Origin of the sequence: Pseudomonas aegrilactucae (assembly GCF_019168305.1) — a bacterium.
GTDB classification, from domain to species: domain Bacteria; phylum Pseudomonadota; class Gammaproteobacteria; order Pseudomonadales; family Pseudomonadaceae; genus Aquipseudomonas; species Aquipseudomonas aegrilactucae.
This window is the reverse complement of record NZ_JAHTBI010000008.1, coordinates 19,696-45,606: the sequence shown is the minus strand read 5'-3', so window position 1 is coordinate 45,606 and position 25,911 is coordinate 19,696. Positions and strand designations below refer to the sequence as shown.

22 protein-coding genes, 4 tRNA genes and 1 pseudogene are annotated in these 25,911 nt (G+C 62.1%); 20 read left to right on the top strand and 7 right to left on the bottom strand.

Annotated features, from left to right (window positions below; translation table 11 throughout):
• Positions 1-25: 25 nt before the first annotated feature.
• Positions 26-913 (bottom strand): protease HtpX, encoded by an 888-nt coding sequence (gene htpX, locus KUO17_RS02255; RefSeq protein WP_217973415.1) that lies wholly within the window; start codon positions 911-913, stop codon positions 26-28.
• A 213-nt stretch (positions 914-1,126) separates the two neighbouring features.
• The gene (locus tag KUO17_RS02250) at positions 1,127-2,338 is read right to left on the bottom strand and encodes a pyridoxal phosphate-dependent aminotransferase (protein ID WP_217973414.1); all 1,212 of its coding nucleotides are present in this window, start codon (positions 2,336-2,338) and stop codon (positions 1,127-1,129) included.
• A 165-nt stretch (positions 2,339-2,503) separates the two neighbouring features.
• On the opposite strand from KUO17_RS02250, the gene msrB reads away from it, so the two are divergent.
• Together msrB and KUO17_RS02240 are read left to right on the top strand one after the other, a co-directional pair.
• Positions 2,504-2,899, top strand: coding sequence for a peptide-methionine (R)-S-oxide reductase MsrB (gene msrB, locus KUO17_RS02245; protein WP_217973413.1), 396 nt, complete (start codon positions 2,504-2,506; stop codon positions 2,897-2,899).
• A 27-nt stretch (positions 2,900-2,926) separates the two neighbouring features.
• Positions 2,927-3,415, top strand: a complete 489-nt coding sequence (locus tag KUO17_RS02240) for a glutathione peroxidase (RefSeq protein ID WP_217973412.1) — start codon at positions 2,927-2,929, stop codon at positions 3,413-3,415.
• A gap of 3 nt (positions 3,416-3,418) precedes the next feature.
• Here KUO17_RS02240 and KUO17_RS02235 read toward each other — a convergent pair.
• Positions 3,419-5,771: pseudogene (locus KUO17_RS02235) on the bottom strand (ATP-binding protein).
• A gap of 77 nt (positions 5,772-5,848) precedes the next feature.
• On the opposite strand from KUO17_RS02235, the gene KUO17_RS02230 reads away from it, so the two are divergent.
• Both KUO17_RS02230 and KUO17_RS02225 read left to right on the top strand, forming a co-directional pair.
• Positions 5,849-6,739: an ATP-binding protein gene (locus KUO17_RS02230; protein ID WP_217973411.1), complete on the top strand. Its 891-nt coding sequence runs from the start codon at positions 5,849-5,851 to the stop codon at positions 6,737-6,739.
• Positions 6,736-7,218, top strand: coding sequence for a GAF domain-containing protein (locus KUO17_RS02225; protein WP_217973410.1), 483 nt, complete (start codon positions 6,736-6,738; stop codon positions 7,216-7,218). The genes KUO17_RS02230 and KUO17_RS02225 overlap by 4 nt, the downstream gene beginning before the upstream one ends.
• Before the next feature lie 62 nt (positions 7,219-7,280).
• On the opposite strand, the gene KUO17_RS02220 is transcribed toward KUO17_RS02225, so the two are convergent.
• Positions 7,281-8,048: a hypothetical protein gene (locus KUO17_RS02220; RefSeq protein ID WP_217973409.1), complete on the bottom strand. Its 768-nt coding sequence runs from the start codon at positions 8,046-8,048 to the stop codon at positions 7,281-7,283.
• A 336-nt stretch (positions 8,049-8,384) separates the two neighbouring features.
• On the opposite strand from KUO17_RS02220, the gene KUO17_RS02215 reads away from it, so the two are divergent.
• The 9 genes from KUO17_RS02215 (at position 8,385) to KUO17_RS02175 (ending at position 15,157) form a co-directional block, all read left to right on the top strand.
• A tRNA-Glu gene (locus tag KUO17_RS02215) sits at positions 8,385-8,460 on the top strand.
• A 2-nt stretch (positions 8,461-8,462) separates the two neighbouring features.
• Positions 8,463-8,538: transfer RNA gene (locus KUO17_RS02210), tRNA-Gly, on the top strand.
• A gap of 102 nt (positions 8,539-8,640) precedes the next feature.
• Positions 8,641-8,716 (top strand) — tRNA-Glu (locus KUO17_RS02205).
• 3 nt (positions 8,717-8,719) lie between these two features.
• Positions 8,720-8,795 (top strand) — tRNA-Gly (locus KUO17_RS02200).
• 345 nt (positions 8,796-9,140) lie between these two features.
• Positions 9,141-9,974 (top strand): aldolase/citrate lyase family protein, encoded by an 834-nt coding sequence (locus KUO17_RS02195; RefSeq protein WP_217973408.1) that lies wholly within the window; start codon positions 9,141-9,143, stop codon positions 9,972-9,974.
• A 60-nt stretch (positions 9,975-10,034) separates the two neighbouring features.
• Positions 10,035-11,498: a murein biosynthesis integral membrane protein MurJ gene (gene murJ / locus KUO17_RS02190; RefSeq protein WP_255263369.1), complete on the top strand. Its 1,464-nt coding sequence runs from the start codon at positions 10,035-10,037 to the stop codon at positions 11,496-11,498.
• A 1-nt stretch (position 11,499) separates the two neighbouring features.
• Positions 11,500-12,054 carry a sugar transferase gene (locus tag KUO17_RS02185; RefSeq protein ID WP_217973406.1) on the top strand — a complete coding sequence of 185 codons (555 nt, stop codon included), beginning with the start codon at positions 11,500-11,502 and terminating at the stop codon, positions 12,052-12,054.
• Position 12,055: 1 nt separating this feature from the next.
• Entirely contained in the window at positions 12,056-13,810 is a 1,755-nt protein-coding gene (asnB, locus tag KUO17_RS02180; protein WP_217973405.1) for an asparagine synthase (glutamine-hydrolyzing), read from the top strand.
• A gap of 99 nt (positions 13,811-13,909) precedes the next feature.
• Entirely contained in the window at positions 13,910-15,157 is a 1,248-nt protein-coding gene (locus KUO17_RS02175; protein WP_217973404.1) for a glycosyltransferase family protein, read from the top strand.
• A gap of 113 nt (positions 15,158-15,270) precedes the next feature.
• On the opposite strand, the gene KUO17_RS02170 is transcribed toward KUO17_RS02175, so the two are convergent.
• Both KUO17_RS02170 and KUO17_RS02165 read right to left on the bottom strand, forming a co-directional pair.
• Positions 15,271-15,678 (bottom strand): PA2817 family protein, encoded by a 408-nt coding sequence (locus KUO17_RS02170; protein ID WP_217973403.1) that lies wholly within the window; start codon positions 15,676-15,678, stop codon positions 15,271-15,273.
• A gap of 77 nt (positions 15,679-15,755) precedes the next feature.
• On the bottom strand, positions 15,756-18,203 hold the full coding sequence (locus KUO17_RS02165; protein ID WP_217973402.1) for an acyl-CoA dehydrogenase: 2,448 nt from the start codon (positions 18,201-18,203) through the stop codon (positions 15,756-15,758).
• Between the two features lie 190 nt (positions 18,204-18,393).
• On the opposite strand from KUO17_RS02165, the gene KUO17_RS02160 reads away from it, so the two are divergent.
• The 3 genes from KUO17_RS02160 (at position 18,394) to KUO17_RS02150 (ending at position 20,870) form a co-directional block, all read left to right on the top strand.
• The gene (locus KUO17_RS02160; protein ID WP_217973401.1) at positions 18,394-19,017 is read left to right on the top strand and encodes a glutathione S-transferase family protein; all 624 of its coding nucleotides are present in this window, start codon (positions 18,394-18,396) and stop codon (positions 19,015-19,017) included.
• 144 nt (positions 19,018-19,161) lie between these two features.
• Positions 19,162-20,094 carry an ABC transporter ATP-binding protein gene (locus KUO17_RS02155; protein WP_163945620.1) on the top strand — a complete coding sequence of 311 codons (933 nt, stop codon included), beginning with the start codon at positions 19,162-19,164 and terminating at the stop codon, positions 20,092-20,094.
• Positions 20,091-20,870, top strand: a complete 780-nt coding sequence (locus tag KUO17_RS02150) for an ABC transporter permease (RefSeq protein ID WP_217973400.1) — start codon at positions 20,091-20,093, stop codon at positions 20,868-20,870. The genes KUO17_RS02155 and KUO17_RS02150 overlap by 4 nt, the downstream gene beginning before the upstream one ends.
• Here KUO17_RS02150 and KUO17_RS02145 read toward each other — a convergent pair.
• Entirely contained in the window at positions 20,838-21,377 is a 540-nt protein-coding gene (locus KUO17_RS02145) for a DUF2062 domain-containing protein (RefSeq protein ID WP_217973399.1), read from the bottom strand. The genes KUO17_RS02150 and KUO17_RS02145 overlap by 33 nt on opposite strands.
• Positions 21,378-21,520: 143 nt before the next feature.
• Between KUO17_RS02145 and KUO17_RS02140 the strand changes: the two genes are divergently transcribed.
• The 4 genes from KUO17_RS02140 (at position 21,521) to lpxK (ending at position 25,878) form a co-directional block, all read left to right on the top strand.
• On the top strand, positions 21,521-23,743 hold the full coding sequence (locus KUO17_RS02140) for a DNA internalization-related competence protein ComEC/Rec2 (RefSeq protein ID WP_217973398.1): 2,223 nt from the start codon (positions 21,521-21,523) through the stop codon (positions 23,741-23,743).
• A 61-nt stretch (positions 23,744-23,804) separates the two neighbouring features.
• Positions 23,805-24,440 (top strand): MotA/TolQ/ExbB proton channel family protein, encoded by a 636-nt coding sequence (locus KUO17_RS02135; RefSeq protein WP_217973397.1) that lies wholly within the window; start codon positions 23,805-23,807, stop codon positions 24,438-24,440.
• Positions 24,437-24,868 (top strand): ExbD/TolR family protein, encoded by a 432-nt coding sequence (locus KUO17_RS02130; protein WP_217973396.1) that lies wholly within the window; start codon positions 24,437-24,439, stop codon positions 24,866-24,868. Before KUO17_RS02135 ends, KUO17_RS02130 begins: the two co-directional genes overlap by 4 nt.
• Positions 24,868-25,878, top strand: coding sequence for a tetraacyldisaccharide 4'-kinase (gene lpxK, locus KUO17_RS02125; protein ID WP_217973395.1), 1,011 nt, complete (start codon positions 24,868-24,870; stop codon positions 25,876-25,878). The genes KUO17_RS02130 and lpxK overlap by 1 nt, the downstream gene beginning before the upstream one ends.
• Positions 25,879-25,911 lie beyond the last annotated feature (33 nt).

Below are 25,911 nucleotides of genomic sequence, written 5' to 3'. Positions count from 1 at the left end.
GGCCGCCCTTTCCGGTATTGCTGGCTTAGCCGCGACGGCGCAGTGCTTCGATACGCTCCTCCAGTGGCGGGTGGCTCATCAGCAGGCCTGCCAGGCCCTGCTTCAGGCCGCCATTGATGCCGAACGCGTTCAGGGTATCGGGCATGTGCACCGGCACGCCTTGCTCCGAGCGCAGGCGCTGCAGGGCGCCAATCATCGCGTTGGTGCCGGCCAGGCGGGCACCGGCTTCGTCGGCGCGGAACTCGCGTTTGCGCGAGAACCACATGACGATGATGCTGGCCAGAATGCCCAGTACCAGTTCGGCCACGATGGTTGCAATGTAGTAGGCAATACCCTGGCCGCCTTCGTTCTTGAAGATCACCTTGTCGACGAAGTTGCCGATGATGCGGGCAAAGAACATCACGAAGGTGTTGACCACGCCCTGTACCAGCGCCAAGGTGACCATGTCGCCGTTGGCGACGTGGCCGATCTCGTGGGCCAGTACGGCGCGTACCTCGTCGGGCGAGAAGCGCTCGAGCAGGCCCTGGCTGACGGCGACCAGTGCATCGTTGCGGTTCCAGCCGGTGGCAAAGGCATTGGCCTCGTAGGCCGGGAAGATACCCACTTCGGGCATCTTGATGCCCGCCTCGCGGGACAGCTCCTCGACGGTCTGCAGCAGCCATTGCTCATGGCGGGTGCGCGGCTGGCTGATGATCTGGGTACCCGTACTCATCTTCGCCATCCACTTGGAGATGAACAGCGAGATCAGCGAACCGGCAAAGCCGAACACGGCGCAGAAAATCAGCAGCTGGTCGAGCTTGAGGTCAACCCCGTTTGCCGCCATGAACCCGTTAAAGCCGAACAGGCTCAGGGTGATGCTGGCAATCAGCACGACCGCAAGGTTGGTGGCTACAAACAGCAAAATGCGCATCATGGTTGTTACGTTCTCCTGACGGATAGAAATCATGCGTATGCGGGGTATATAAGGTGCGCGCCCTGTCTATTCAACCGAGCGACTATTTCAAACTGTGTACTTGCTGGCGGGACAGGCTGGCGGCAGGGGGCGACGGCCCGTGGGGTGGGGGTTTCAGGGCGATACGACTGAGCGTGAAACCTGCGCCAGGGCTGGCGCAGGCAGGTACAGCGCTTACTGCTGGTAGGTCTTGAGGAAGTTGCCGATACGGCCGATCGCCTGCTCCAGGTCGTCCACCCGTGGCAGCGTCACCACGCGGAAGTGGTCTGGCCACGGCCAGTTGAACGCCGTGCCTTGCACGATAAGGAGTTTTTCCGAAAGCAGCAGGTCGAGGGCGAATTTCTCGTCGTTGAAAATCGGGCAGACCTTCGGGTCGATGCGCGGGAACGCGTACAGCGCGCCCATCGGCTTGACGCAACTGACCCCTGGAATGTCGTTGAGCAGTTCCCAGGTGCGGTTGCGCTGCTCGAGCAGGCGGCCTTGCGGCAGCACCAGGTCGTTGATGCTCTGGTAGCCGCCAAGGGCGGTCTGGATGGCGTGCTGGCTCGGCACGTTGGCGCACAGGCGCATGTTGGCCAGCATGTCGATGCCCTCGATATAGCTCTGGGCATGTTGCTTGGGCCCCGACAGCGCCAGCCAGCCGGAACGGAAGCCTGCTACCCGGTAGGACTTGGACAGGCCGTTGAAGGTCAGGCAGAGCAGGTCCGGAGCCAGCGAGGCGGTGCAGATGTGCACGGCGTCGTCGTACAGGATCTTGTCGTAGATCTCGTCGGAGAACACCACCAGGTTGTGCTGGCGGGCGATTTCCAGCATGCCCAGCAGCAGCTCGCGCGAGTACACCGCGCCGGTCGGGTTGTTCGGGTTGATGATCACCATGGCCTTGGTGTTGGAGGTGATCTTGGCCTTGATGTCGGCCAGGTCCGGGAACCAGTCGGCCTGTTCATCGCACAGGTAGTGCACCGGGTTGCCGCCGGCCAGGCTCACCGCTGCGGTCCACAGCGGATAGTCCGGGGCCGGGATCAGCACTTCGTCGCCGTTGTTGAGCAGTGCCTGCATCGACATCACGATCAACTCGGAAACGCCGTTGCCCAGGTAGATGTCTTCGATACCGACACCTTCGACCTGCTTTTGCTGGTAATACTGCATCACCGCCTTGCGCGCGCTGAACAGCCCTTTGGAGTCGCTGTAGCCCTGGGCGGTCGGCAAGTTGCGGATCACATCCTGGAGGATCTCGTCCGGGGCCTCGAAACCAAAGGGCGCCGGGTTGCCGATGTTCAGCTTGAGGATGCGGTGGCCTTCCTCCTCCAGGCGTTTGGCGTGCTTGAGCACCGGGCCGCGAATGTCGTAGCAGACATTGGCGAGCTTGTTCGATTTGCTGACCTGCATGATGTGATCCCGATTAGAAAAGATCGCCGCGCATTGCGCTGTGAAAACGTTTGAAATGCGTGTAACGCGGGTGCCAGACTGACGTCTGATGAGGCGCAATAATACGTGCGACCCGCCTTGTGTAAAAGACGCAGTGCGGGGTTTTTAATCCAACGAGGCCTGGTGATGGAAAAGATCGAGAAAACCCTTGAAGAATGGCGTGCGATGCTCGACCCCGAGCAGTACGGCGTGTGCCGCCTCAAAGGGACCGAGCGCCCGTTCAGCGGCAAGTACAACAGCACGCGCATCGACGGCGTCTATCATTGCATCTGCTGCAACGAGCCGCTGTTCGATTCGAGTACCAAGTTCGACTCCGGCTGTGGTTGGCCCAGCTTCTATGAGCCGATCGCCAGCAACGCGATGATCGAGATTCGCGATACCTCCCACGGCATGATCCGTACCGAAGTCACCTGTGCCAGGTGCGATGCACACCTGGGGCATGTGTTTCCCGACGGTCCGCCGCCCACTGGCCTGCGCTATTGCATCAACTCGGTGTGCCTGGATCTGGTACCCCGTGCGTAACGTCCTCTTCAACGGAGCATAGCGATCATGGCCGATACCCGTTTTCTGAACATTCCCTGCACCACCTTGCGCGGTGAGCAGAAGACCCTGGCCGATTACCCGGCCAAGGCGGTGCTGGTGGTCAATACCGCCAGCCAGTGCGGGTTCACCCCGCAGTACAAGGGCCTGGAGTCATTGTGGGAGCGCTATGGCGAGCGTGGGCTGGTGGTGCTGGGCTTTCCCTGCAACCAGTTTGGCAAGCAGGAGCCTGGTGATGAACTGGCTATCTCGCAGTTCTGCGAGCTGAACTTCGGCGTGAGCTTTCCGTTGTTCAAGAAAATCGAGGTCAATGGCAGCGGGGCTCATCCGCTGTTTGTCGCGCTCAAGCAGCGCGCCCCCGGTGTGTTCGGCTCCCAGGCGATCAAGTGGAACTTCACCAAGTTCCTGATCGACCCGCGCACCGGTGCGGTCAGTCGCTATGCGCCGAGCACCAAGCCCGAAGCGCTGAGTGGTGCCATCGAGAAGCTGCTGCGCTAGGGCTCATGCCGTCGTGTGTGGCACCCAGTGGTCGATCAGCGCCAGCAGCTCTTCGCGTCGAAAGGGTTTGGCCAGGTAGTCGTTCATGCCCGCGGCGCGGCAGCGCTCGCGTTCTTCGGGCATGGCGTTGGCGGTCAGCGCGATGATCGGCAGGTCGGGCCAGCGCCCGCTCTGGCGAATGCGGCGGCTGGCTTCGTAACCGTCCATCACCGGCATGTTGCAGTCCATCAGTACCAGGTCGAAGGGCACTTGCTCGAGCTGATCGAGGGCTTCGCCGCCATGGCCTGCCACAATCACTTCGCACCCCAGCTTGCCCAGCATGCCCTTGGCCACCAACTGGTTCACCGGGTTGTCTTCCACCAGCAGGATGCGTGCGCGTCGTTCGCTGGTCAGGGCGCCAGCCTGGGTGGCCGGGCTGGCCTCATCTGCGCCGTACAGGGTGCGGCGCAGCGTCTGGTAGAGGGCGTTGCGCGCCAGCGGGCGGGCTTGTTGTTGCAGGGGCGCGAGGTGCGCGGACTGTTCGGCGGGCAGGAAGTTGCCGTAGGCGGTCACCAGCAGAATCGGTGCCTTGAGCGCCGGGCGCAGGCCGAACAGGCAGTCCAGGTCGTCGGTGATCAGCAGGTCCGGCTGGCTGTCGGTAAGGTTGTCGTGGCGGGCGTAGTCCAGGCCCCAGCGTGGCAGCAGGGTCTGCAGCAGTTCGGCCAGGCCGCTGCTGGCGTTGCTGATCGCGATGACTTTACCGTGCAGTGGCGGCGGCGCAATGGCAGGGGTATGGCTGGGCAAGGGCAGTTCGGCGCTGAACTGGCTGCCGAAGCCGGTTTCGGAACTGATGCTCAGGCGCCCGTGCATGGCCTCGCACAGGTTGTGGGTCAGGGCCAGGCCCAGACCGGTACCGCCATACTGGCGAGTAATCCCGGCACCGGCCTGGGTGAACGGTTGGAAGATCCTGGCCTGGGCTTCCTGCGGGATGCCGATGCCGGTATCGCAGACCTCCACCCGCACGCCTCCCTGGCAGGTGCTCAGGCGCACATCCACGCGCCCGAAGCGGGTGAATTTCAGGGCATTGGACAGCAGGTTGCTGACGATCTGGCGAACCCGGGTCGGGTCGCCGAGCACGCTGCTGGGAAACTGCGGGTCGATCAGGCACGTCAGCTCTACATTGGGCGCCGCATTCTGCGAAAGCAGGTTGGCGGTATCTTCCACCAGCGCGCCGAGGTCGAAGGGAATGCGCTCCAGTTCCAGCTGGCCCGCATCGAACTTGGACAGGTCGAGGATGTCATTGAGCAGTTCCACCAGTACCTTGCCCGAGTCATGGGCGATGGACAGCTGCTGACGCTGTTCGGCGTTCATCGGGCCGTCCAGTGACAGCGCGATCATGCCCAGCAGGCCGTTCAGCGGCGTGCGTATCTCATGGCTCATGTTGGCCAGGAAGGCTGCGCGCGCCTGGGCCATGTCCAGTGCACGGCGCCTGGCCTGTTCCAGCTCTTCGTTGGACTGGCTCAGGCGGATGTTGCTGGATTTGAGTTCATTGGTGCGCGCCGAGACGATGTTTTCCAGTTCGTTGAGGTAGTCGGTGAGGCGGTTTTCGGCATTGCGTCGCTGCTGGATCTCGGTGGCCATGCTGACGAACTGCTGGTTGGCGACCTTGACCAGCACGCCGATTTCGTCTTGTTCGTGCCCGGGGGGGGAACGCCAGCTTGTTCTCGTTGGGGGCGCGCGAGTTGCTGTTGCTCAGGGCGCTGATGACGCGTACCAGCGGCTTGGTCAGCATGAAATAGAACAGTGCCAGCAGAATCCCGGTGAGGATCAGGCTGCGAATGAAGCCATTGAGCAGGGTCACTTCGGCACGCTTGAGAAAGCGTCCGCCAAACGCGAAGGTATCGACCTCCAGGAGCAACGTGCCAAGGTAGTCCTCGGGCATGTGGTCGAAGACAAGGCGGTCCTGGAACTGGCGGCTCTGGCCGAACAGGAAGTCGCTCAATACCCGGTAGGCGCTTTCCTGGCGCGGACGCTGCACGTCGGACAGTACGGTATCGTTGTTGTCGATCAGGCGCGCGCGGGTGATGGCAGGCGACTTGAGCAGGCCCAGGGTGAGCTCTGTGGCCAGCTCCGTGTCGATGTTGTAGGCGATGCGCGAGGCGGTGTTGTGGCTGATTTGCAGCAACGCCTGCATCTCGCGGTTGATGGAGGCGTCTTCGCTGGCATAATCGATACCGATCTGGATGAGGCTGAGCAATGTTCCCAGAATGAAGCCGACCAGGACAGTCAGCCGGGCTTGCTTGTAAGACAGGCGATTGGTGAACTTGATATCCATGTATGCCGAGCCAGTTCCACGTTCCGTGCGCTGCGCAAGCATAGCCGATCAACCGTGGCCGCTGGCAGGTACTGTCGCACATTCAGTCTTTTCCCATGAGCCTGTGCAGAGGATTTACCGTGGACTCTCGCTTGAATGCCTTTCTTGAGCGCGCCGAAAGCGTGTTGGCGCGCCTGGACCCGCTGTTGCCAGCCTTGCGTCCAGGCATCGACTGGACCCAGTGCCTGGCTGCCCGTTGGCAGCGAGAAGGGCGCAGCGGCTTTCTGCTGCCGCTTGAGGTCAGCCTGGACATGCGCCTGTGCGACCTGATCGGCGTAGACCGACAGCGCGATCAGTTGGGCCGCAATACCCGTCAGTTCATCGATGGCATGCCGGCCAACCATGCCCTGCTGTGGGGCTCGCGCGGTACCGGCAAGTCGTCGCTGGTGCGTGCGTTGCTGGCTGAGCATGCCGGGCAGGGGCTGCGCCTTATCGAAATCGAGCGTGATCACCTGGCCGACCTGCCGCGGGTGGTCGAGCAGTTGCAGGCGCTGCCTCAGCGTTTCGTGCTGTTCTGCGATGACCTTTCGTTCGAGGCGGGCGAGGGTGACTATCGCGTGCTCAAGAGCGTGCTCGACGGCTCTCTGGAGCAGGCACCCGACAACGTGCTGCTGTACGCCACCTCGAACCGTCGGCACCTGGTGCCGGAAAAAGAGAGCGACAACGAAAACTGGAAGCGGGTCGACGGTGAGCTTCACCCCAGCGAGGCGGTGGAGGACAAGATCGCCCTGTCGGACCGCTTCGGCCTGTGGCTTTCGTTCTATCCCTTTACCCAGGAGCACTTTCTCGACGTGGTCGAGCACTGGATCACCCAGCTGGCGCAGAAGTCGGGGCTGGAGTGGGTGCGGGATGAAGAGCTGGAAAAGTCCGCGGTGCGCTGGGCCACTGGCCGCGGCAATCGCAACGGGCGCTGCGCCTATCAATTTGCCCGCTACTGGGTGGGCCTGAAACTGCTGGAGCAACAGACATGATCGATTTGAATGCGGCGGGCGCTGGCCAGTCCGGCTATGAGCTGCTGGCGGCGCAACTTGAGGCCCTGCTGGCTGGGGAGCGAGACTTCATCGCCAACGCCGCGCAATTTTCCGCGTTCCTCTACAGCCAGGTCGAGGACCTGAACTGGGCAGGCTTCTACCTCAACCGTAACGAGGAGCTGGTACTTGGGCCGTTCCAGGGGCAGGTGGCGTGCGTGCGCATCGCGTTCGGGCTTGGCGTGTGCGGGGCTGCCGCTGCCACGCGCCAGACCCAGCGGGTCGAAGACGTGCATGCGTTCCCCGGCCACATTGCCTGTGACAGTGCGTCCAGCAGCGAGCTGGTGATTCCATTGGTCAAAGACGGGGTGCTGATCGGTGTGCTGGACCTGGACAGTCCGAAGCTTGCGCGTTTTGGTGAGCAGGATCAGGTGGGGCTGGAGCGAATGACGCAGATTTTCCTGGCGTCTACAGACTGCTGAAGCAGCGTTTGCGCTCGTTCGTCAGCAGGGCTGGCGAACGAGCGCAAGGGGCTGACGCATGATCAGTCGTAAATGACCTTCTTCTTCCAGTCTTCTTCGGTGTCGGACTTCAAGCCTTCGGTCAGTTCGTTGACCTCGTCTTCAGCCGGCTGGTTCTGGCTGAGTACCATGGCATTGGCGCGTGCCAGCAGCTTGTCCATATAGTCGAGCTGCTCGCGGTACATCACCGGGTCCGGTTGCTTGCGCAGGTACTGCACGCCGCGCTCGAAGGCCAGGCGGGCCTGGCCCGGCTGATTCTGCTGCAATGCATGCTGGCCGAGGTTGTTGAAGAACTCGATGTGCAGCAGCACCAGGATATGACGGATTTCCCTGACCCAGTACTTGGCCTCGTTGGTCGGCAGGAAGCCTTCCTGGGAGGCACGCACCACCTGGCTGTGCAGCGCCTCGAGCAGGAAGCGTACATCCTTGGCGCGGGCTTCGGTCTGTATCGGCCCCGGCGGGTTGTTGACCGGGATGCCATCGCCCTTGGCAATCAGGCCTTCAAGCTCGCTGATGCGTGTGAGAACTGCGCGGTTATGCTTGTCCAGGGCCAGTTGACGCTTGTTGAGGTTCAGTTCGAGGCGGGTCAGCAGCAACTTGAGTGCAGGCGTCATCAACTGGCCGGGGAAGGTTTCGGTGATTTCGCCACAACGACGCAAGCGGTCGGCCAGCTCGATCTTGAGACGGGCCCGTTCCAGCTTGTTGCTCTCGACTACGTTGTTCAGGTAGCCGATCACGATCAAGAGTGCGATACCCGCTACTATAAGCAGGGTGATCAGAAGTGGTGTCACCGTTTAACGCCTCATACAGGTAGGTTTGCCATTTGAGTGTAGTGGCTTCGCTTTTGCCCGGATAGAGCTGTTTGGCAGTTCGCTTCGGGCAGGTTGCTGGCCATTTGCCTTATTGTGCCACGAGGGCGCGGGGGCACCGTGCTTCATCCGCCAGAAAATAATCGTCAAGGTGCTGGCGCCAAGGTGTGTGCACACTGTCTCAAAGCAGGGCGAAGTCATTGATTTAAATAAATTTATATCTAGGGGTTGACGACTTCTCAAAGCCCCCCTAGAATGCGCGCCACTTGCAGCGTAAAGCACACAGCGAAACGCAGCAGGGAGTGAATGTTGTAGCGTGTCCCCTTCGTCTAGTGGCCTAGGACACCGCCCTTTCACGGCGGTAACAGGGGTTCGAGTCCCCTAGGGGACGCCATTGCGGGAATAGCTCAGTTGGTAGAGCACGACCTTGCCAAGGTCGGGGTCGCGAGTTCGAGTCTCGTTTCCCGCTCCAATTTTAAGCAACTTTGCTTCAGGGCGAAGTTGAGTGAAACCAGAAAGCATCTTAGGGTGTGTTTCTGGAGCTGAAACACAACACCATGGTGTTTCAGGCTGTGTCCCCTTCGTCTAGTGGCCTAGGACACCGCCCTTTCACGGCGGTAACAGGGGTTCGAGTCCCCTAGGGGACGCCATTTGCGGGAATAGCTCAGTTGGTAGAGCACGACCTTGCCAAGGTCGGGGTCGCGAGTTCGAGTCTCGTTTCCCGCTCCAATTCAGAAAAACGCCGTTCATACTGAACGGCGTTTTTTTTTTATCCGAAAAATCCAGAAAACTAGTATCTGGCTATCACTGGCGTCTGGGGCTGCTTGGGGGCTTCTGTTTGCGGTAGAATGCGCCCCTTCGTTGTCGATCGCCACCTAGTCCGGCGCGATTTTGAGCGTTTCTCGTGGCAGGTGATGCCGATCATAATGGCAATCGTTCGTATGGGCGTTGCCCATCATGCTGGTGTAGGTTCGCGCGATATTGGATGGATCCAGCGATTGCGTGGATACCCATGGCCAGCATTTTTCAAAGTTCAGGCTGAGCCTTTTAATAGTTAGGCACAAGGAAGCGTTGATGAAGCTTCTCATGATTACCAACTGTCCGGAGATGGCAAGCTTCGCTATCCAGAGCGGTGTCGACCGTATTTTCGTGGATACGGAAATTCTCGGTAAGGAGGCACGGCAGGGGCATTTGAGTACGGTGATCAGCAGGCACACGCTTGATGACGTCCGTCATGTCAGGTCCGCGGTGCCCGCAGGGCGGCTGCTGGTGCGCATCAATCCGATCTACGAGGGTAGCCAGGCCGAAATCGATCAGGCCATCGAGGCAGGGGCCGATATTCTGATGCTGCCCATGTTCCGCAGTGCAGATGAAGTCCGCACATTCACTCAGGCGGTAGGAGGGCGGGCGCGCTGCAATTTGCTGGTCGAGACGGTCGGTGCGGCAAATTCGCTGCGCGAGTGCTTGGAAGTGCCAGGGGTGGATGAAGTTCATATCGGATTGAACGACTTTCATCTGGAGCAGGGCCTGGACTTCATGTTCGAGCTCCTGGTCAATGGCACGGTGGATGAGATGGCAGCGATCTTGCGTGAAGCGGGAATGCCCTTCGGCATCGGTGGCGTAGCGCGAGTGGGGGAGGGCATGTTGCCGGCTGAGCTTTTGATGGCCGAGCACGCTCGACTTGGCTCCACCGCTGCCATTCTTTCTCGAACCTTTCACGGTGGGTCGTCGTCGCCTGCGCAGATTCAAGCGCAAATGGATTTTCCCGGTGAAGTGCGCAAATTGAGTCAGGTGTATGAGTATTACCTGCACGCTGCGCCTGCGCTCTTGCAGGCGGCTCACAACAAGGTGCGCGCGAGCGTGCAGGCCATCGTGCACTCCCTGCGTGGTCGAACGGTGAATGACTGAATGACGAGGCAGGGGCAGCGTAGTTTGCTCGGTGCTGGTTTGGTGCTGAGTTTGGCCCTGATGGCCGGTCGTTTGGCGGGCTTTGGGCGCGAGGTGTTGCTGGCGTCGTCGCTGGGGTTGTCCGAGCAGGCTGATATCGCGATCGTTCTGCTGACCGTGCCAGACTTGCTGGTCAATCTTTTGCTGTCTGGAGGCATTGGTGTAGCGCTAGTACCCGCGATGCGGGCGGCAACTCCCGCTCAGGCCGCCGCCCTTTTCCGGCAGGCGTCTCTGGCATTGGGGGCGATTTTCGCAGTGCTTGGTCTGTGGTTTGCGCTGCTGCCCTCGATGTGGCTGTGGTTGTTCGCGCCTGGCCTTGAGGGTGCTGCTCGATGGTTGGATGGCTGGATGATATATGCCATCGCCGCTGCCATTCCCCTTGCAGCGTTATCAGGCGTGAGCACTGCTGCGCTCAATGCCCATGAGCGTTTTTTCGTGGCAGGGTGTGGCACGCTTTTTTTCAACCTGTGTGTCATCGTTGCGCTGTTGGTGGCGATGATGTGGGCTCAGGGCTACCTTGCCTTGTTGTGCATGGGCATATTGGCGGGAGCCTTGCTGCGATGGCTCAGCCAGTGGGTTGCCCTGCGCGCGAGCGCGCCGCGGGGGGGGGGCACGCATCAGGGGGCGCTGCTGGATCGTCGATTGGTTCGGGGGTTCGTGGCCGGATTGGCCTCCGCTTCGCTGCTCATCCTGGTGCCGGTCGCCTTGCGTGCAGGTGCATCCTGTTTGGGCAAGGGTGAGTTGGCGGCCTTCAACTATGCAATCAAGCTGGTTGAGCTGCCACTCGGTATCTTGATCACTACGCTCGCTACGGTTGCCTTTCCGCGCCTCAGTCAAGCGCATCAGCAGAACGATACGAGAGCATTTGATGCTCTTCTGAGGTCAAGCTTGCAGCGCTCGTTCGTGCTTTCGATCGCGGTCGTTCTGTGTGGCTGGCCTTTTGTCGATGCAGTGGTGGCCGTGCTCTTTGGTTCGGGAGGCGTCAGCAGTGACGGGCAGGCACACATCAGCACCCTGACCCAGATCGCCTTGCTCAGCGTCCCGTGTGTCGGCATCTGCAGCCTCGCCTGTGCGGCCTTGAACGCCCGCAGGCTGCCTGGGGTAGTGCTGCAGCGCACGGTGCTGGTCATGCTGGCCTTTCCTTTCCTGTGCCTTCCTGGCCTGCTGCTGAACGAGCCTGTACTGCTCATGTGGGTATTGCCGCTGTTCCATCTTATTCTGGCTGCGAGCCTGATGAGTGCTGTTGCAGGCGCCCGCTTGCGGTTAGGTCGCGCGCAGTTGTCCAGAATTTTGCTGTTCCTGCTTGTGATCGGCAGTGTTGCGTTGGCCGGAAAGGGGGGCGACATGTTTGTGTTGAAACCGCTCGCATCGCTTCTCCCCGGCCCTGTTGATGTCTGGCGTGTGCTGTTTGCTGGTGGTGTCTTTGCAGGCGCTGTGGCGGCGGGCCTATTGGTATTGCGCTCTGTCAATCGGAGTGAGGGATAACGTGAAAAGACTTTTTGACATGCTCTGCGCCGCCGGAGCGATTGTGGTGCTTTCTCCTGTGCTGATCGGCGTCGCAGCGGTCATCTATTTTTCCGACTTTGGTCCTGTGCTGTTCAAGCAGCGTCGAGTAGGGCGAGCAGGGCGCGAGTTCTTCATCTACAAGTTCCGCAGCATGGTACTCAACGCCGAACGTCTGGGTGGATACTCCACTGCCGAAGGTGATCCTCGCATTACCCGGGTGGGCCGATTTATCCGACGTACCAGCCTGGATGAGTTGCCGCAGTTGTTCAATGTGCTGCTGGGGCACATGAGTGTGGTCGGACCGCGCCCGGACGTACCGGCACAGCGAACGCTGTACACCGAGCAGGAGTGGCGTATTCGACACAGTGTTCGCCCTGGAATCACTGGGCTGGCGCAGGCAACACTGCGTTCTGCCGCGACCGAGCAGCAGCGCAAGCAACTGGATCTGCAGTATGCCCAGCAAGCGTCGTTGATGAAGGATCTTGAAATTATCGCGATGACGTTCAAACAGGTTTTTGGAAAAGGCGGCAACTGAAATGTGCGGTATTTTTGGATATTTTCATCGCCAGGGGCAGTCGCTGGCTTTAGATACTGTGCGCGACATGGGCGAGACGATCCGTCATCGCGGGCCAGACGATCAGGGTGTGTTCAGTGCGCCAGGATTGGCGTTGGGCAATCAGCGTCTTTCGATCATTGATCTGGCGGGCGGCCATCAACCGTTTGTTTCAGATGATGGCAACATCGTCGTCGTGCAGAATGGTGAAATATTCAATCATCTGGAGCTGGCACAGGCGCTCGAAGGTACTGCCTATGCCTGCCGCACGCACTCCGATACCGAGGTGCTGCTGCGTCTCTACGAGCGTGAAGGCATATCGTTCGTCAGCAAGCTCAACGGGATGTTTGCCATCTCTATCTATGATGCGCGCGAACAGGCCATGTATCTGGTACGTGACAGAATCGGCGTCAAGCCGCTGTATGTACACGATGATGGCCAGCAGCTGACGTTTGCGTCGGAAATAAAATCCATCCTCAAGGCCGGCATCCCCCATCCGCCGATGGACGAAGAAGCGCTTCATCACTACCTGACATTCAACTATGTGCCCGCACCGTTCACCTTGTATCAGGGTGTACGTCACCTGATGCCGGGTCACCTGATGAAAGTCACGCGCCAGGGCGCGCAGGTATCCTGCTGGTGGGACCTGGCTGCCATTGAGCCCATTCACGGGCGAAGTGAGGCCGAGTGGATCGAAGAGTTCAACACCATTCTCGATGACGCTGTGCGTCTGCGTTTGCGTTGTGATGTACCGTTCGGTGCGTTCCTTTCTGGCGGAGTCGATTCAAGTACCATCGTGGGGTTGATGGCTCGGCACATGGACGAACCCGTAAAAACCTTCTGTATCGGTTTCGATGATCCGCGCTACGACGAGTCCGCCTATGCCCAGCAGGCCGCCCAACGGTTCGGCGCCCAACACGTGATGGAGCGCGTTGAGCCCGACATGCTGGATTTGTGGCCGATGGCTACCTACCACTGCGATCAGCCCCACGGCGATGTGTCGTTCCTGCCGACGTATCGGGTTTCGGCACTGGCGGCAGAACACGTCAAAGTCGTGCTGACAGGTGATGGCGGCGACGAGCTGTTTGCAGGCTATGACAAACACCGCGACTTCTTCGCTCGTCCTGAAGTGGCAACGTGGACCGATGAAGAGTTTCAGCGCAGGTATTTCGACAGCATTTCGTTGTTCACGCACCAGGGCAAGCAGGCGCTGTATACGCCTGAGCGTGCTCGCCGCCTGGAGGGGGTGGACTCATTTGATGTCGCTGCCCCTTACTTCAAGGCGGTTGCGCATCAAGACCGTATCAACCAGGCCTTGTATCTGGATATGCAACTGCTGTTGTCTGGCAACAATCTGGTCAAGCCAGATCGCATGGGCATGGCGGTATCGCTTGAGGCACGTACACCGTTTCTGGACTATCGGATGATGGAGTTCGCCTTCCGCATGCCCGGCTCGCTCAAGCTCAAGGATGGCATCACCAAGTACCTCTACAAGAAAGCCGTGGCGCCTCTGATCGGAGAGAACCTGGCCTATCGGAAAAAACAGATGTTTACGGTTCCGGTCGGTGAGTGGTTCAAGACCACCAAGGCTGATTACTGTCGGGAGAACATGCCGGTCGATGTGTTCGATCAGGCGGCGATGGCCCGTATGAATGAAGCCCATATTTCAGGCGAAGAAAACCGGACGCGTGAGCTTCGTGCTCTGATTGCCCTGAGTCACTGGCAAAAGCACTGCTAGTGGATTTGCCATGCACATGAGTGAAGGAACAGGCAAAGTGAGCATTGCTCAATGACTGGTAATGAGTCTTTGGCGTGCGGCCCATCGGCAACGGCACGCATGCCTGTGGTGCTGGTTGCCTATGGCGGTGGACATGTTGCCATGTTGGCCCCAGTGGCGCGCAGCCTGCTGGCACGCGGGCATGCTGTGGTATTTCTCGGGTTGACCACTGCTGGCGCGTATCTGGAGCGTGCTGGCGTACCCTGTATCGGATACCGGCATTTGCCTGAGGCCGACACAGCCGACGTCGTTGAGTGGGGGCGGCGACTGACCAGCGAGCTGGCCCCGGGGGGCGCGGTGCCGCTGCAAGAGTCGATTGCCTACATGGGGCTCAATTACCGGGAGCTGGTTGCAGAGCACGGCAATGAGGGCGCAGCACAGCTGTTCGCGCAGAAAGGGCGTCAGGCCTTTTGCCCGGTCGGGATGTTCAAGCGCTGGTTTGCAATGCTGCGCCCTTCATTGGTTATGGCGACCAACTCGCCGCGCAGCGAGCAGGCTGCGTTGCAGGCGGCGGCTGAGCTGGGAGTCGCCTCAATCTGTGCCGTGGATGTTTTCGCGTTGCAGGAGATCCAGTGGATAAAGAAGCCTGGCTATGCCAGTCGAATCTGTGTGTTGAACGAACAGGTCAGGGACATGTTCGTGGCTCAAGGCTGTGATGCTGCTGGCGTGGTGGTCACTGGCAATCCGGCATTCGAGCGCTTGCAGCACCCTGAGGTGCGTGAAGCCGGCCATGCCTTGCGTACTGCGCGAGGCTGGGGGGCGGACGAGGTTGTCATTCTCTGGGCTTCGCAGGTTGAGCCCGAGCGCCATCCGTTTGCAGCGCGGCAGGGGGATCCGAGTTTTCCGCGTCGAGTCGAGGCACGCCTGCGCGAGTTTGTCTGCGATCATCCGCAGTACCGGCTGGTGCTGCGTTACCACCCCAGCGAGCGTGTCGAATTCCAGCCCGGTCAGGCGCGCGTCGAGTTGAGCCCTTCCAGTGAAGATCTGGCGACCTTGTTGCACGCTGTCGATATTGTCGTCGTGGCCACCTCTACCGTGGGGCTCGAAGCTCATTTGGCTGGGCGTGCTGTGCTTGCGGTGCAGGGGTCTATGTTTAGCCCAGATGCGCCCTACGGCCAGATGGGCATTGCGACAGATGTAGCCTCCCCCGAGTTGCTGGGGCAGGCACTGTCGTCGATCAATCTGCAAGCCACCCCAGGTATTGACGAGTTACCTGAGCGTACCGGGCAGCTCAGCCCGACGCAAAAGCTGGTTGAAGTGGTTGAATCGCTGCTGGGGGCAAGCGTGGGCGGTCAGTTGCCCAGCTAGGTGCTGCCAGTGCTCTGCAAATGCGCTCACCTCGCGTTCAGCGCATCGACGTCAAGCTGATAACCAACGTAATGAACAAAGGCCCTGGAGCGGGCCTTTGTCTGAAGTGGGGTTTAGTGCTTGCTGTCGTCGCCCGACATGCTCAGCAACTGCTTCTCCTGGTTCCAGTCGAAGGGTTCGTCGTTCTCTTCGGCTTCAAAGCGGCGCTCCTCCAGTTCCTGGTACAGGTCCAGTTCCTCGTCGGGCATGTAGTGCAGGCAATCACCACCAAAGAACCACAGCAGGTCGCGCGGGATCAGGTGGGCGATCTGTGGGTAACGCTGGATCACCTGGCAGACCAGGTCCTGGCCCAGGTATTTGCTTTCCGGGTCGACGGGCAATTGCTGCATCAGCTCGTCGAAACGATCCAGGAACAGCGCGTGGCTTTCTTCCGGTACCTGCTCGGCCTCACCCAACGCGGCCAGGATGGTGCGCAGGTGGGTGAGCAGGGCGAGATGGTATTCCAGGTGAGCGGTGGCCATGCTGGCAATTCTCCAGAGCAAAAAACAGGCGCGGGAGTATACGGCTCAGCGCGCCTGCTGTCCCGGCCGATTGGCGGTTAGCGCACCTTGCCCTCCGTCGGCAACAGTGCCTCCTTGGTGAAGGCATCCACGTCGATCACCCGGCGCCGTGCGGCTTCGGCCTCGTGCAGGGTTTGCGCTTCGCCTGGCTGCAGCACATTGGCCTGCAGCGCAGCGTCGATCAGCGATTGGCCCGGAGCGGGCGCCAGTTGCCCGGCCTTGTGGGCCTGATGGAGTTTCTTGTGCAGCGGTGCGCCGGCAGTGAGCAGGTCGCTGGCCTGCTGCAGTGCACCCACCGGATCATCGGCATCGGTCGGGCGATAGCAGCCGGCAAGTAGCTCTTCCAGGGCCGGGTCGCCTTTGGCGCGCCCCAGCAGGGCAGCGACTTCGGCATCCAGCGCGTCTGACGGGCCGGTATGGCGACGCCCGAACGGGAAGACCACCAGGCGCAGCGCGCCGCCCAGGAAGCGATTGGGGAAGTTGTCGAGCAGGCGGTCCAGCGCTTTCTCGGCCTGGCCCAGGCTTTCTTCCAGGGCCCAGCGCAGCAGCGGTTGCAGGTACTGCGGCGAGTTCAGGTCGTGGTAGCGCTTGAGCGCCGCCGAGCCCAGGTACAGGTTGCTCAGCACATCGCCCAGGCGCGCCGATAGCCGCTCGCGGCGCTTCAGCTCGCCGCCCAGCAGCATCATGCACAGGTCTGCCAGCAAGGCGAAGGCTGCTGCCTGGCGATTGAGGGCGCGAAAGTAACCCTGGCTCAGGGCATCGCCGGGGGCTTTCTCGAAGTGCCCAAGGCCCAGGCCCAATACCAGCGTGCTGGCGGCATTGCCTACGGCAAAGCCGACATGCTTGAGCAGCAGCGCATCGAATTCCTTGAGCGCCTGGTCGTGGTCCTCGCGGCCGGCCAGGGCCATTTCCTTGAGTACGAAGGGGTGGCAGCGAATCGCCCCCTGGCCAAAGATCATCAGGTTGCGCGAGAGGATATTGGCCCCCTCGACGGTGATGAAGATCGGTGCACCCTGCCAGCTGCGCCCCAGGTAGTTGTTGGGGCCCATGATGATGCCCTTGCCGCCGTGCACGTCCATGGCGTGCTGGATGCACTCGCGCCCGCGTTCGGTGAGGTGGTACTTGAGGATGGCCGAGAGCACCGAGGGCTTCTCGCCCAGGTCGACCGCGTTGGCGGTGAGCTGGCGCGCACTGTCCATCAGCCAGGCATTGCCGCCGATACGTGCCAGCGACTCCTGGATGCCCTCGAAGGCCGCCAGGGGAACGTTGAACTGTTCGCGAATGTTCGCGTACTGGCCCGTTACCAGGCTGGTGTACTTGGCAGCACCCGTGCCCACCGCTGGCAGCGAGATCGAGCGCCCCACCGACAAACAGTTCATCAGCATCATCCAGCCCTTGCCGAGCATGGCCTGGCCACCGATGAGGAAGTCCAGCGGGATGAACACGTCCTTGCCGCTGTTGGGCCCGTTCATGAATGCTGCGCCCAGTGGCAGGTGGCGCTTGCCTATCTCTACGCCGGGGGTGTCGGTGGGGATCAGCGCCAGGCTGATGCCCAGGGCCTCTTCTTCGCCCAGCAAATGGTCGGGGTCGTAGGCCTTGAACGCCAGGCCCAGCAAGGTGGCGACCGGGCCGAGGGTGATGTAGCGCTTCTCCCAGTTCAGGCGCAGGCCGAGCACTTCCTTGCCCTGCCACGGGCCCCTGCAGATGACACCCGTGTCCGGCATGGCGCCGGCATCAGAGCCGGCCAGCGGGCCGGTCAGGGCAAAACACGGGATGTCGTCGCCACGCGCCAGACGTGGCAGGTAATGGTTGCGCTGCTCGTCGGTGCCGTAGTGCAGCAGCAGTTCGGCCGGGCCGAGGGAGTTGGGCACCATTACGGTGGAGGCCAGGTCGCCGCTGCGGGTGGCCAGTTTCATGGCGACCTGCGAGTGGGCATAGGCAGAAAAACCCTTGCCGCCGTACTCCTTGGGGATGATCAGGGCAAAGAAACCATGCGCCTTGATGTGCGCCCAGGCGTCGGCGGGCAGGTCCATGTCCTGGCCGATCTGCCAGTCGCTGACCATGGCGCAGAGTTGCTCGGTCGGCCCATCGATGAACGCCTGCTCCTCGCTGCTCAATTGCACCTTGGGGTAGGCCAGCAGGGTATTCCAGTCGGGGCGGCCGCTGAACAGCTCGCCGTCCCACCAGACCGTGCCGGCATCGATGGCCTCGCGCTCGGTCTGCGACATCGGCGGCAAGGTTTTCTGGAACCAGCCGAACAGGGGCGCGGTCAGCCATTTTCGACGCAGATCGGGCAGTACCAGGGGCAGGGCGGTAGCCGCCAGCAGCAGCCAGAAGATTGTCAGCAGCCAGCCGGGGGCATGGCTGAACGTGCCCATTGCCAGCAGGTAGGCGGCAACCACTCCGATCGCGGGCAGGGCGGCAACCCGCCGGTGCGCCAGGTAGGCAATACCGACCACCAGCACCACTAACCACAACAGCAACATATGCTTTCCTCCGTGAAACTCCAGAATTAGCCATCCGACAGAGCTTAGACCGCTTGTGCCAAACAACCCGTCTGAACAGTGACAGGACGTGACACCTGGAAGTTCGGTGCAGTCGAGCCCGCGTGCGGCGATTGTGTGCGCGCGCGGCTGGGGTAGACTGGGCGCCCACCGCATTCATCAGGGAGTCGTCATGCTGAAGATCTGGGGACGCAAGAACTCGTCCAACGTGAGAAAGGTGTTGTGGTGCGCCCAGGAACTGGGCCTGGATTACCAGTCCATCGACGCCGGCGGCGAATTTGGTCTGGTCGACGAGCCGCAGTACCGTGCACTCAACCCCAATGGCCGGGTACCGATGATCGAGGACGGCGACCTGGTGCTGTGGGAGTCCAACAGCATTGTGCGCTACCTGGCGGCCAGGTACGCCGCGGATACCCCGTGGTACCCCGCCGACCCTGTGGCTCGGGCCAGTGCCGACAAGTGGATGGACTGGACCACGTCCTCGCTTGCAGTGCCGTTTCGCCCCTTGTTCTGGGGCATGTTGCGCACGCCTGCCGAGCAGCAGGACTGGGTGCAGATCAACGCCGCGCACAAGCAATGTGCCGAGCTGCTGTCGATCGCCGATCAGGCCCTGGCACGGCAACCCTTCCTGTCCGGGCAAGAGGTCGGCATGGGCGACATCCCGCTGGGCTGTTTCGTCTATGCCTGGTTCGAGATGCCGATCGAGCGCCCCGAGATGCGTCACCTGCGCGCGTGGTACGAGCGCCTGCAGCAGCGCCCGGCCTATCAGGCGGCGGTGATGACCGCGCTGACGTGAATCTAGCGTCAGAGCTGATAGTTACTATCGATACACTTCACTGTACTTGCGTGGCCTGGGCAAGCACCATGGCCACATTCGCCGCGGTCGACCGTGATTGACCGCCTGATTCGTGAACCTTCCACACTGGTGCGTAGACCCGCTATGAGTTCTGCTCTGTCCATTCGGCAGCTAACCAAGACCTACGGCAACGGCTTCCAGGCCCTCAAGGGCATCGACCTGGACGTCGCCGAAGGTGACTTTTTCGCCTTGCTCGGCCCCAATGGCGCCGGCAAATCCACCACCATCGGCATTCTCTCGACCCTGGTGAACAAGACCAGCGGCACGGTGAACATCTTTGGCCATGACCTGGACCGCGAACCGGCCGCGCTCAAGCGCAGCATTGGCGTGGTGCCCCAGGAGTTCAACTTCAACCAGTTCGAGAAAACCTTCGATATCGTGGTGACCCAGGCCGGTTACTACGGCATCCCGATGAAGGTGGCCAAAGAGCGCGCCGAGCAGTACTTGACCCAGCTGGGCCTGTGGGACAAGCGCGATGTACCGTCGCGGTCGCTGTCCGGTGGCATGAAGCGCCGGCTGATGATTGCCCGTGCACTGATACACGAGCCGCGCCTGTTGATCCTCGATGAGCCCACTGCCGGGGTCGACATCGAGCTGCGTCGCTCGATGTGGAGCTTTCTCACCGAGCTGAACCAGAAAGGCATCACCATCATCCTGACCACCCACTACCTGGAAGAGGCCGAGCAGCTGTGTAGGCACATCGGCATCATCGACCATGGCACCATCGTCGAGAACACCAGCATGCGCAAGCTGCTCGGTACCCTGCACGTCGAGACCTTCCTGCTGGACCTCAAGCATGACCTGGCGCAAGCGCCGCAGCTGAGCGGTTATCCGTGCCGGCTGATCACCCCGCACACCCTGGAAGTGCAGGTGGACAAGGAAGTAGGCATCACCGCGCTGTTCGGCCAGCTGGCGCTGCAGAACATCGAGGTGCAGAGCCTGCGCAACAAGACCAATCGTCTCGAGGAGCTGTTCGTGTCCCTGGTGGAAAAAAACCTGGCAAAGGTGGCGGTATGAGTTCGGAGCTGCGCGCCAATCTGGTCGCCCTCAATACCATCGTCTACCGTGAAGTGCGTCGTTTTACCCGGATCTGGCCGCAGACCCTGCTGCCCCCGGCGATCACCATGGTGCTGTACTTCGTGATCTTCGGGAACCTGATCGGTCGCCAGATCGGCGACATGGGCGGGTTCACCTACATGGAGTACATCGTGCCCGGGCTGATCATGATGTCGGTGATCACCAACTCCTACGGCAACGTGGTGTCGAGCTTCTTCGGCAGCAAGTTCCAGCGCTCGATCGAAGAGCTGATGGTGTCGCCGGTGTCGCCGCACACCATCCTCATCGGCTATGCCCTGGGCGGCGTGCTGCGCGGGTTGGCGGTGGGGGTGATCGTGACCTTGCTGTCGCTGTTTTTCACCCATCTGCAGGTGCATCACCTGGGCGTGACGGTGCTGGTGGTGCTGCTGACCGCGACGATCTTTTCGCTGCTGGGCTTCATCAATGCGGTATTTGCGCGCAACTTCGATGACATTTCGATCATCCCGACCTTCGTGCTGACACCGTTGACCTACCTGGGTGGGGTGTTCTACTCGATCACCCTGTTGCCGCCGTTCTGGCAGACCGTCTCGATGGCCAACCCGGTGCTGCACATGGTCAACTCGTTCCGCTACGGCATCCTCGGGGTGTCGGACATCCGCATCGGGGTGGCCATTACCTTCATGCTGGTCGCCACCGCAGTGTTGTACTTGGGCTGCATCCGCCTACTGGTCAGTGGGCGAGGAATGCGCAGCTGACTTGTGCTTGCGTCTGCGCCACTGCCGGCCTACCCACCAGCGCCAATACAGCATGGTCAGGCAGTAGGCCAGCGCCCCCAGCAGTATCCCGCACACCACCGAACCCAGCAGGAAAGGCTGCCACAGTGTTGACAGCTGGTCGGTGATCCATTCGAAGGTCAGTTCTTCCGGCAGCGTGCGTGGCGGCACCTGCATCAACCAGGCGCCCATCTGGTAAGTGCAATAGAACACCGGTGGCATGGTGAAGGGGTTGGTCAGCCAGACCAGGCTGACGGCAATCGGCATGTTGCCGCGTACCAGGATCGCCAGGCTGGCGGCCAGCAGCATCTGCATGGGGATGGGGATGAACGCGGCAAACAGCCCGACCGCCATCGCCCGCGCCACCGAGTGGCGGTTCAGGTGCCAGAGGTTGGGGTCGTGCAGCAGCCGGCCGAGAAAGCGTAAGGATTTGTGTTCCCGAATGCTCGTCGGATCGGGCATGTAGCGTTTGAACAGTCGACGCGGCATGTGGGGTCTCGGCGCTCTGAAGGTGGCCAGTATGCACGGATTCTAAACAGCGCCAATTCAGACTTTGTGACAATTAATAAGCGAGCAGCTGGGCTGTGTGATCTAAGCCTCTGGGGGAAGGTTTTGCTCAGGAGTTGCAACGCATGCGCACAGGGATGTTGGCGCTTGCCCTCGGGTTGCTGTGCCTGAGGGTATTACCCGTCTTGCCATCGGTCGGCGTGCTGTGGGCCATTGTCGGGGTTGGCGCACTTTGCCTGCTGCGCCGGCGCCCGGTCCCCGGCCTGTTTCTGCTGGGGTTCGCCTGGGCGTGCGTTTCAGCGCAGTGGGCGCTGGACGATCGCCTGAGCCCAGGCCTGGACGGTCGTATCCTGTGGTTGGAGGGCCAGGTAGTGGGCTTGCCACAGCAGGGGGAGCGCTCGGTGCGTTTCGAACTGGTCGAGGCTGCTTCGCGCCGCGCCCACCTGCCGCAGCGTATCAGCATGAGCTGGTTTGGCGGCCCGCAGGTAAACAGCGGTGAGCGCTGGCGCCTGGCCGTGCAACTGCAGCGCCCGGCCGGCCTGCTCAACCCGCATGGCCCTGACCAGGAAGCCGCCTTGCTGGCTCGACGCATTGGTGCCACGGGCAGCGTAAAGGCGGGCGAGCGGTTGGCACCGGCTGCGCATGCCTGGCGCGATGGGGTGCGCCAGCGCCTGCTCAAGGTGGGCGCACACGGGCGCGAACCTGCCCTGGCGGCACTGGTGCTGGGGGACGGCGCGTCGCTTGCGCGCGAGGACTGGCAGGTATTGCAGGCGACCGGCACAGTGCATTTGCTGGTGATCTCCGGCCAGCATATCGGCCTGCTCGCGGGCCTGGTGTATGCGCTGGTGGCCGGGCTTGCGCGCTGGGGGCTATGGCCGCGCGCATTGCCGTGGCTGCCATGGGCCTGCGGCCTGGCGTTCGCGGCAGCCTTGGCCTATGGCCTGATGGCGGGCTTCCAGGTGCCGGTACGGCGCGCCTGCATCATGTTGGCGGTGGTGCTGCTGTGGCGCCTGCGCTTTCGCCATCTGGGCGTGGGGGTGCCGCTGCTGCTGGCGCTCAACGGCGTGCTGCTGGTCGAGCCGCTGGCCAGCCTGCAGCCTGGGTTCTGGTTGTCCTTCACGGCGGTGGCGGTGCTGGTGTTCATTTTCAGTGGTCGGTTGGGTGCCTGGAATCCGTGGCGAGCCTGGGGGCGGGCGCAGGGGTTGATCGCCATCGGCCTGCTGCCGGTACTGCTGGTGCTGGGTTTGCCGATCAGCCTGTCGGCGCCAGTGGCCAATCTGCTGGCGGTGCCCTGGGTCAGCATCGCCGTCCTGCCGCTGGCGCTGAGCGGTACGCTGCTGTTGCCGGTGCCGCTGCTGGGAGAGGGGTTGCTGTGGCTGGCGGGGGCGGCATTGGCGGCACTGTTCTGGCTGCTGGCGTTGCTCGCGCAGTGGCAGTCTGCCTGGATCCCTGCAGCGTTGCCGCCGTGGGCGTGGCTGCTGGTGTGCCTCGGCGCCGTCCTGGTACTGCTGCCCAAGGGGCTGCCGATGCGTCTGCTGGGCTGGCCATTGTTACTGATGGCGGTGTATGCACCGCGCGCCGAGCTGCCCGTTGGCCAGTTGGAGGTCTGGCAACTGGACGTGGGGCAGGGCCAGGCCTTTCTCCTGCGTACCCGTCACCACGCGATGCTCTACGACACCGGCCCCGCAACAGGCGGCAGTGACCTGGGCGAGCGGGTGGTGGTGCCCACCTTGCACAGGCTGGGCGTGCACCGCCTGGACCTGATGCTGATCAGTCACGCACACGCCGACCACGCCGGTGGTGCCCTGGCGGTTCAGCGTGGGGTGCCGGTGGCGCGGGTAGTGGCCGGTGAGGTCGTGGAGGCGCCGCGACCGCTGCGCGCGCAAGCCTGCACCAGTGGCGAGCGCTGGCAGTGGGATGACGTGCAGTTCAGCCTGTGGCAGTGGGACGCTGCCGGGGACAGCAACCAGCGCTCCTGCGTGCTGCGCGTGCAGGCTGGTGGCGAAACCCTGCTGCTGACCGGCGACATCGATGCGCGTGCCGAACGTGCCTGGCTGCGCGGGCCCATGGCCGGCCGGGTGGACTGGTTGCAGGCCCCGCACCATGGCAGCCGGACCTCTTCCAGCCAGGTTTTTCTGGAGCACACCCAGGCGCGTGGCGTGCTGATTTCGCGGGGGCGCCACAATGCCTTTGGGCATCCGCATCCACAGGTTGTGGGGCGCTATCAGGCACAGGGTATCAGCGTGCATGACAGCGCCGTGCAGGGCGCCGTGCGGCTGTTGCTGGGGCGTTTCGGCGAGGCGCTCGGCCAGCGCAGCCAGCGGCGCTTCTGGCGTGAGCCGACATGACGTTGTTCGGCGTTGTGACCCCTATGGTAAAGTGGCGGACTTTTTCGAGGGGGTCCTTACTGTGTGGGAATTGGTCAAGTCCGGTGGTTGGATGATGCTGCCGATCATTCTGAGTTCCATCGCTGCCATGGCTATCGTTGCCGAGCGCCTGTGGACCCTGCGCGCCAGCCGCGTGACCCCGCCGCACCTGCTTGGACAGGTTTGGCGCTGGATCAAGGACAAGCAGCTCAATAGTGAAAAGCTCAAGGCCCTGCGTGCCGATTCACCCCTGGGCGAGATCCTGGCCGCAGGTCTGGCCAATTCGCGTCATGGTCGCGAGATCATGAAGGAGTGCATCGAGGAGGCTGCTGCCCGCGTCATCCATGAGCTGGAACGCTACATCAACGCGTTGGGGACCATCGCTGCGATGGCCCCATTGCTTGGCTTGCTGGGGACGGTGCTGGGCATGATCGACATTTTCAGTGCCTTCACCGGTTCCGGCATGACCACCAATGCGTCGGTGCTGGCGGGCGGTATCTCCAAGGCGCTGATTACCACGGCGGCGGGTTTGATGGTGGGTATCCCGGCGGTGTTCTTCCATCGCTTCCTGCAGCGGCGCATCGATGAACTGGTGGTCGGCATGGAGCAGGAAGCGATCAAGCTGGTGGAGGTGGTCCAGGGGGACCGCGATGTCGACCTGAGCGAGGGCAAGGCGTGAAATTCCGCCGCAAGCCACGTGAGACCGTGGACATCAACCTGGCATCGCTGATCGACGTGGTCTTCATTCTGCTGCTGTTTTTCGTGGTGACCACGACGTTCACGCGTGAAACCCAGCTGCGCGTCGAGTTGCCCGAGGCCGTCAGCGGTTCGCCGGCACCGGACAGCGAGCTCAAGCAGCTGGAAGTCACCATCAGCGCCGAAGGCGTCTACTCGGTCAATAATCACCTGTTGCCCAAGAGCGACCTGGGGACCTTGACCGAGGCCATGCAGAAAGAATCCCAGGGCGATACCAAGATGCCGTTGTCGATCAGCGCCGACGGCAAGACCCCGCACCAGGCGGTGGTCACGGCCATGGACGCGGCGGGCAAGCTGGGCTTCAGCCAGTTGCGCATGACCACGGTCGAGGCCGCGCCGGAGGCACCCTGATGGCGTTTGCCGACCGTCTGCTGCAAGCCTGGTACACCGGCCACCCGGCGCTGGTGCTGCTGCGTCCGCTCGAAGCGCTTTATCGCCGGGTGGTCCGTGGCAAGCGCGAGCGTTTTCTGGCCGGGCAGGGCGATATCTACCGCGCGCCTGTGCCGGTGCTGGTGGTGGGCAACATCACAGTGGGCGGCACCGGCAAGACCCCGCTGATTCTGTTTCTGATCGAGCATTGCCGCCAGCGCGGCCTGCGCGTCGGGGTGGTCAGCCGTGGCTATGGCGCCACGCCGCCACAGTTGCCCTGGCGCGTGCGTGCCGATCAATCGGCCGAGCAGGCGGGCGATGAACCCTTGCTGATCGTGCAGCGTACCGGCGTGGCGCTGGTGATCGACCCTGACCGCGGGCAGGCGGTGCGCGCACTGCTCGAGGCCGAGCCGTTGGACCTTATCCTGTGCGACGACGGCATGCAGCACTACGGCCTGGCACGTGACCTGGAGCTGGTGCTGATCGATGCCGCCCGCGGCCTGGGCAATCGTCGCTGCCTGCCGGCCGGGCCGCTGCGCGAGCCGGTCGAGCGCCTGGAAGAAGTTGACGCGGTACTCTACAACGGCGCGCAGGCCGACCGCGACGATGGCTTCGCCTTTACCCTGGCGCCTACCGCACTGGTCAACCTGCGCAGCGGCGAGCGGCGCAACCTTGCCTGCTTTGCACCGGGCCAGGCGCTGCACGCGGTGGCCGGCATCGGCAACCCGCAGCGCTTCTTCAATACCCTTCGGGATCTGGGCTGGCAGCCGGTGTCGCATGCGTTTGCGGACCATGCGGCATACAGTGCACAGGCCTTGAGTTTCGCCCCGCAACTGCCGCTGGTGATGACCGAAAAGGATGCGGTGAAATGCCGTGCTTTCGCCGCTGAAGACTGGTGGTATCTTGCGGTCGATGCAGTACCTTCGCCGGCCTTCGTGGCCTGGCTCGACGCGCAATTGACGCGTCTGTTGCCGGGGCAACGCCTGCCCTGACATTTTTCTTTTTCCGGCCACAGGCCTGAGGAA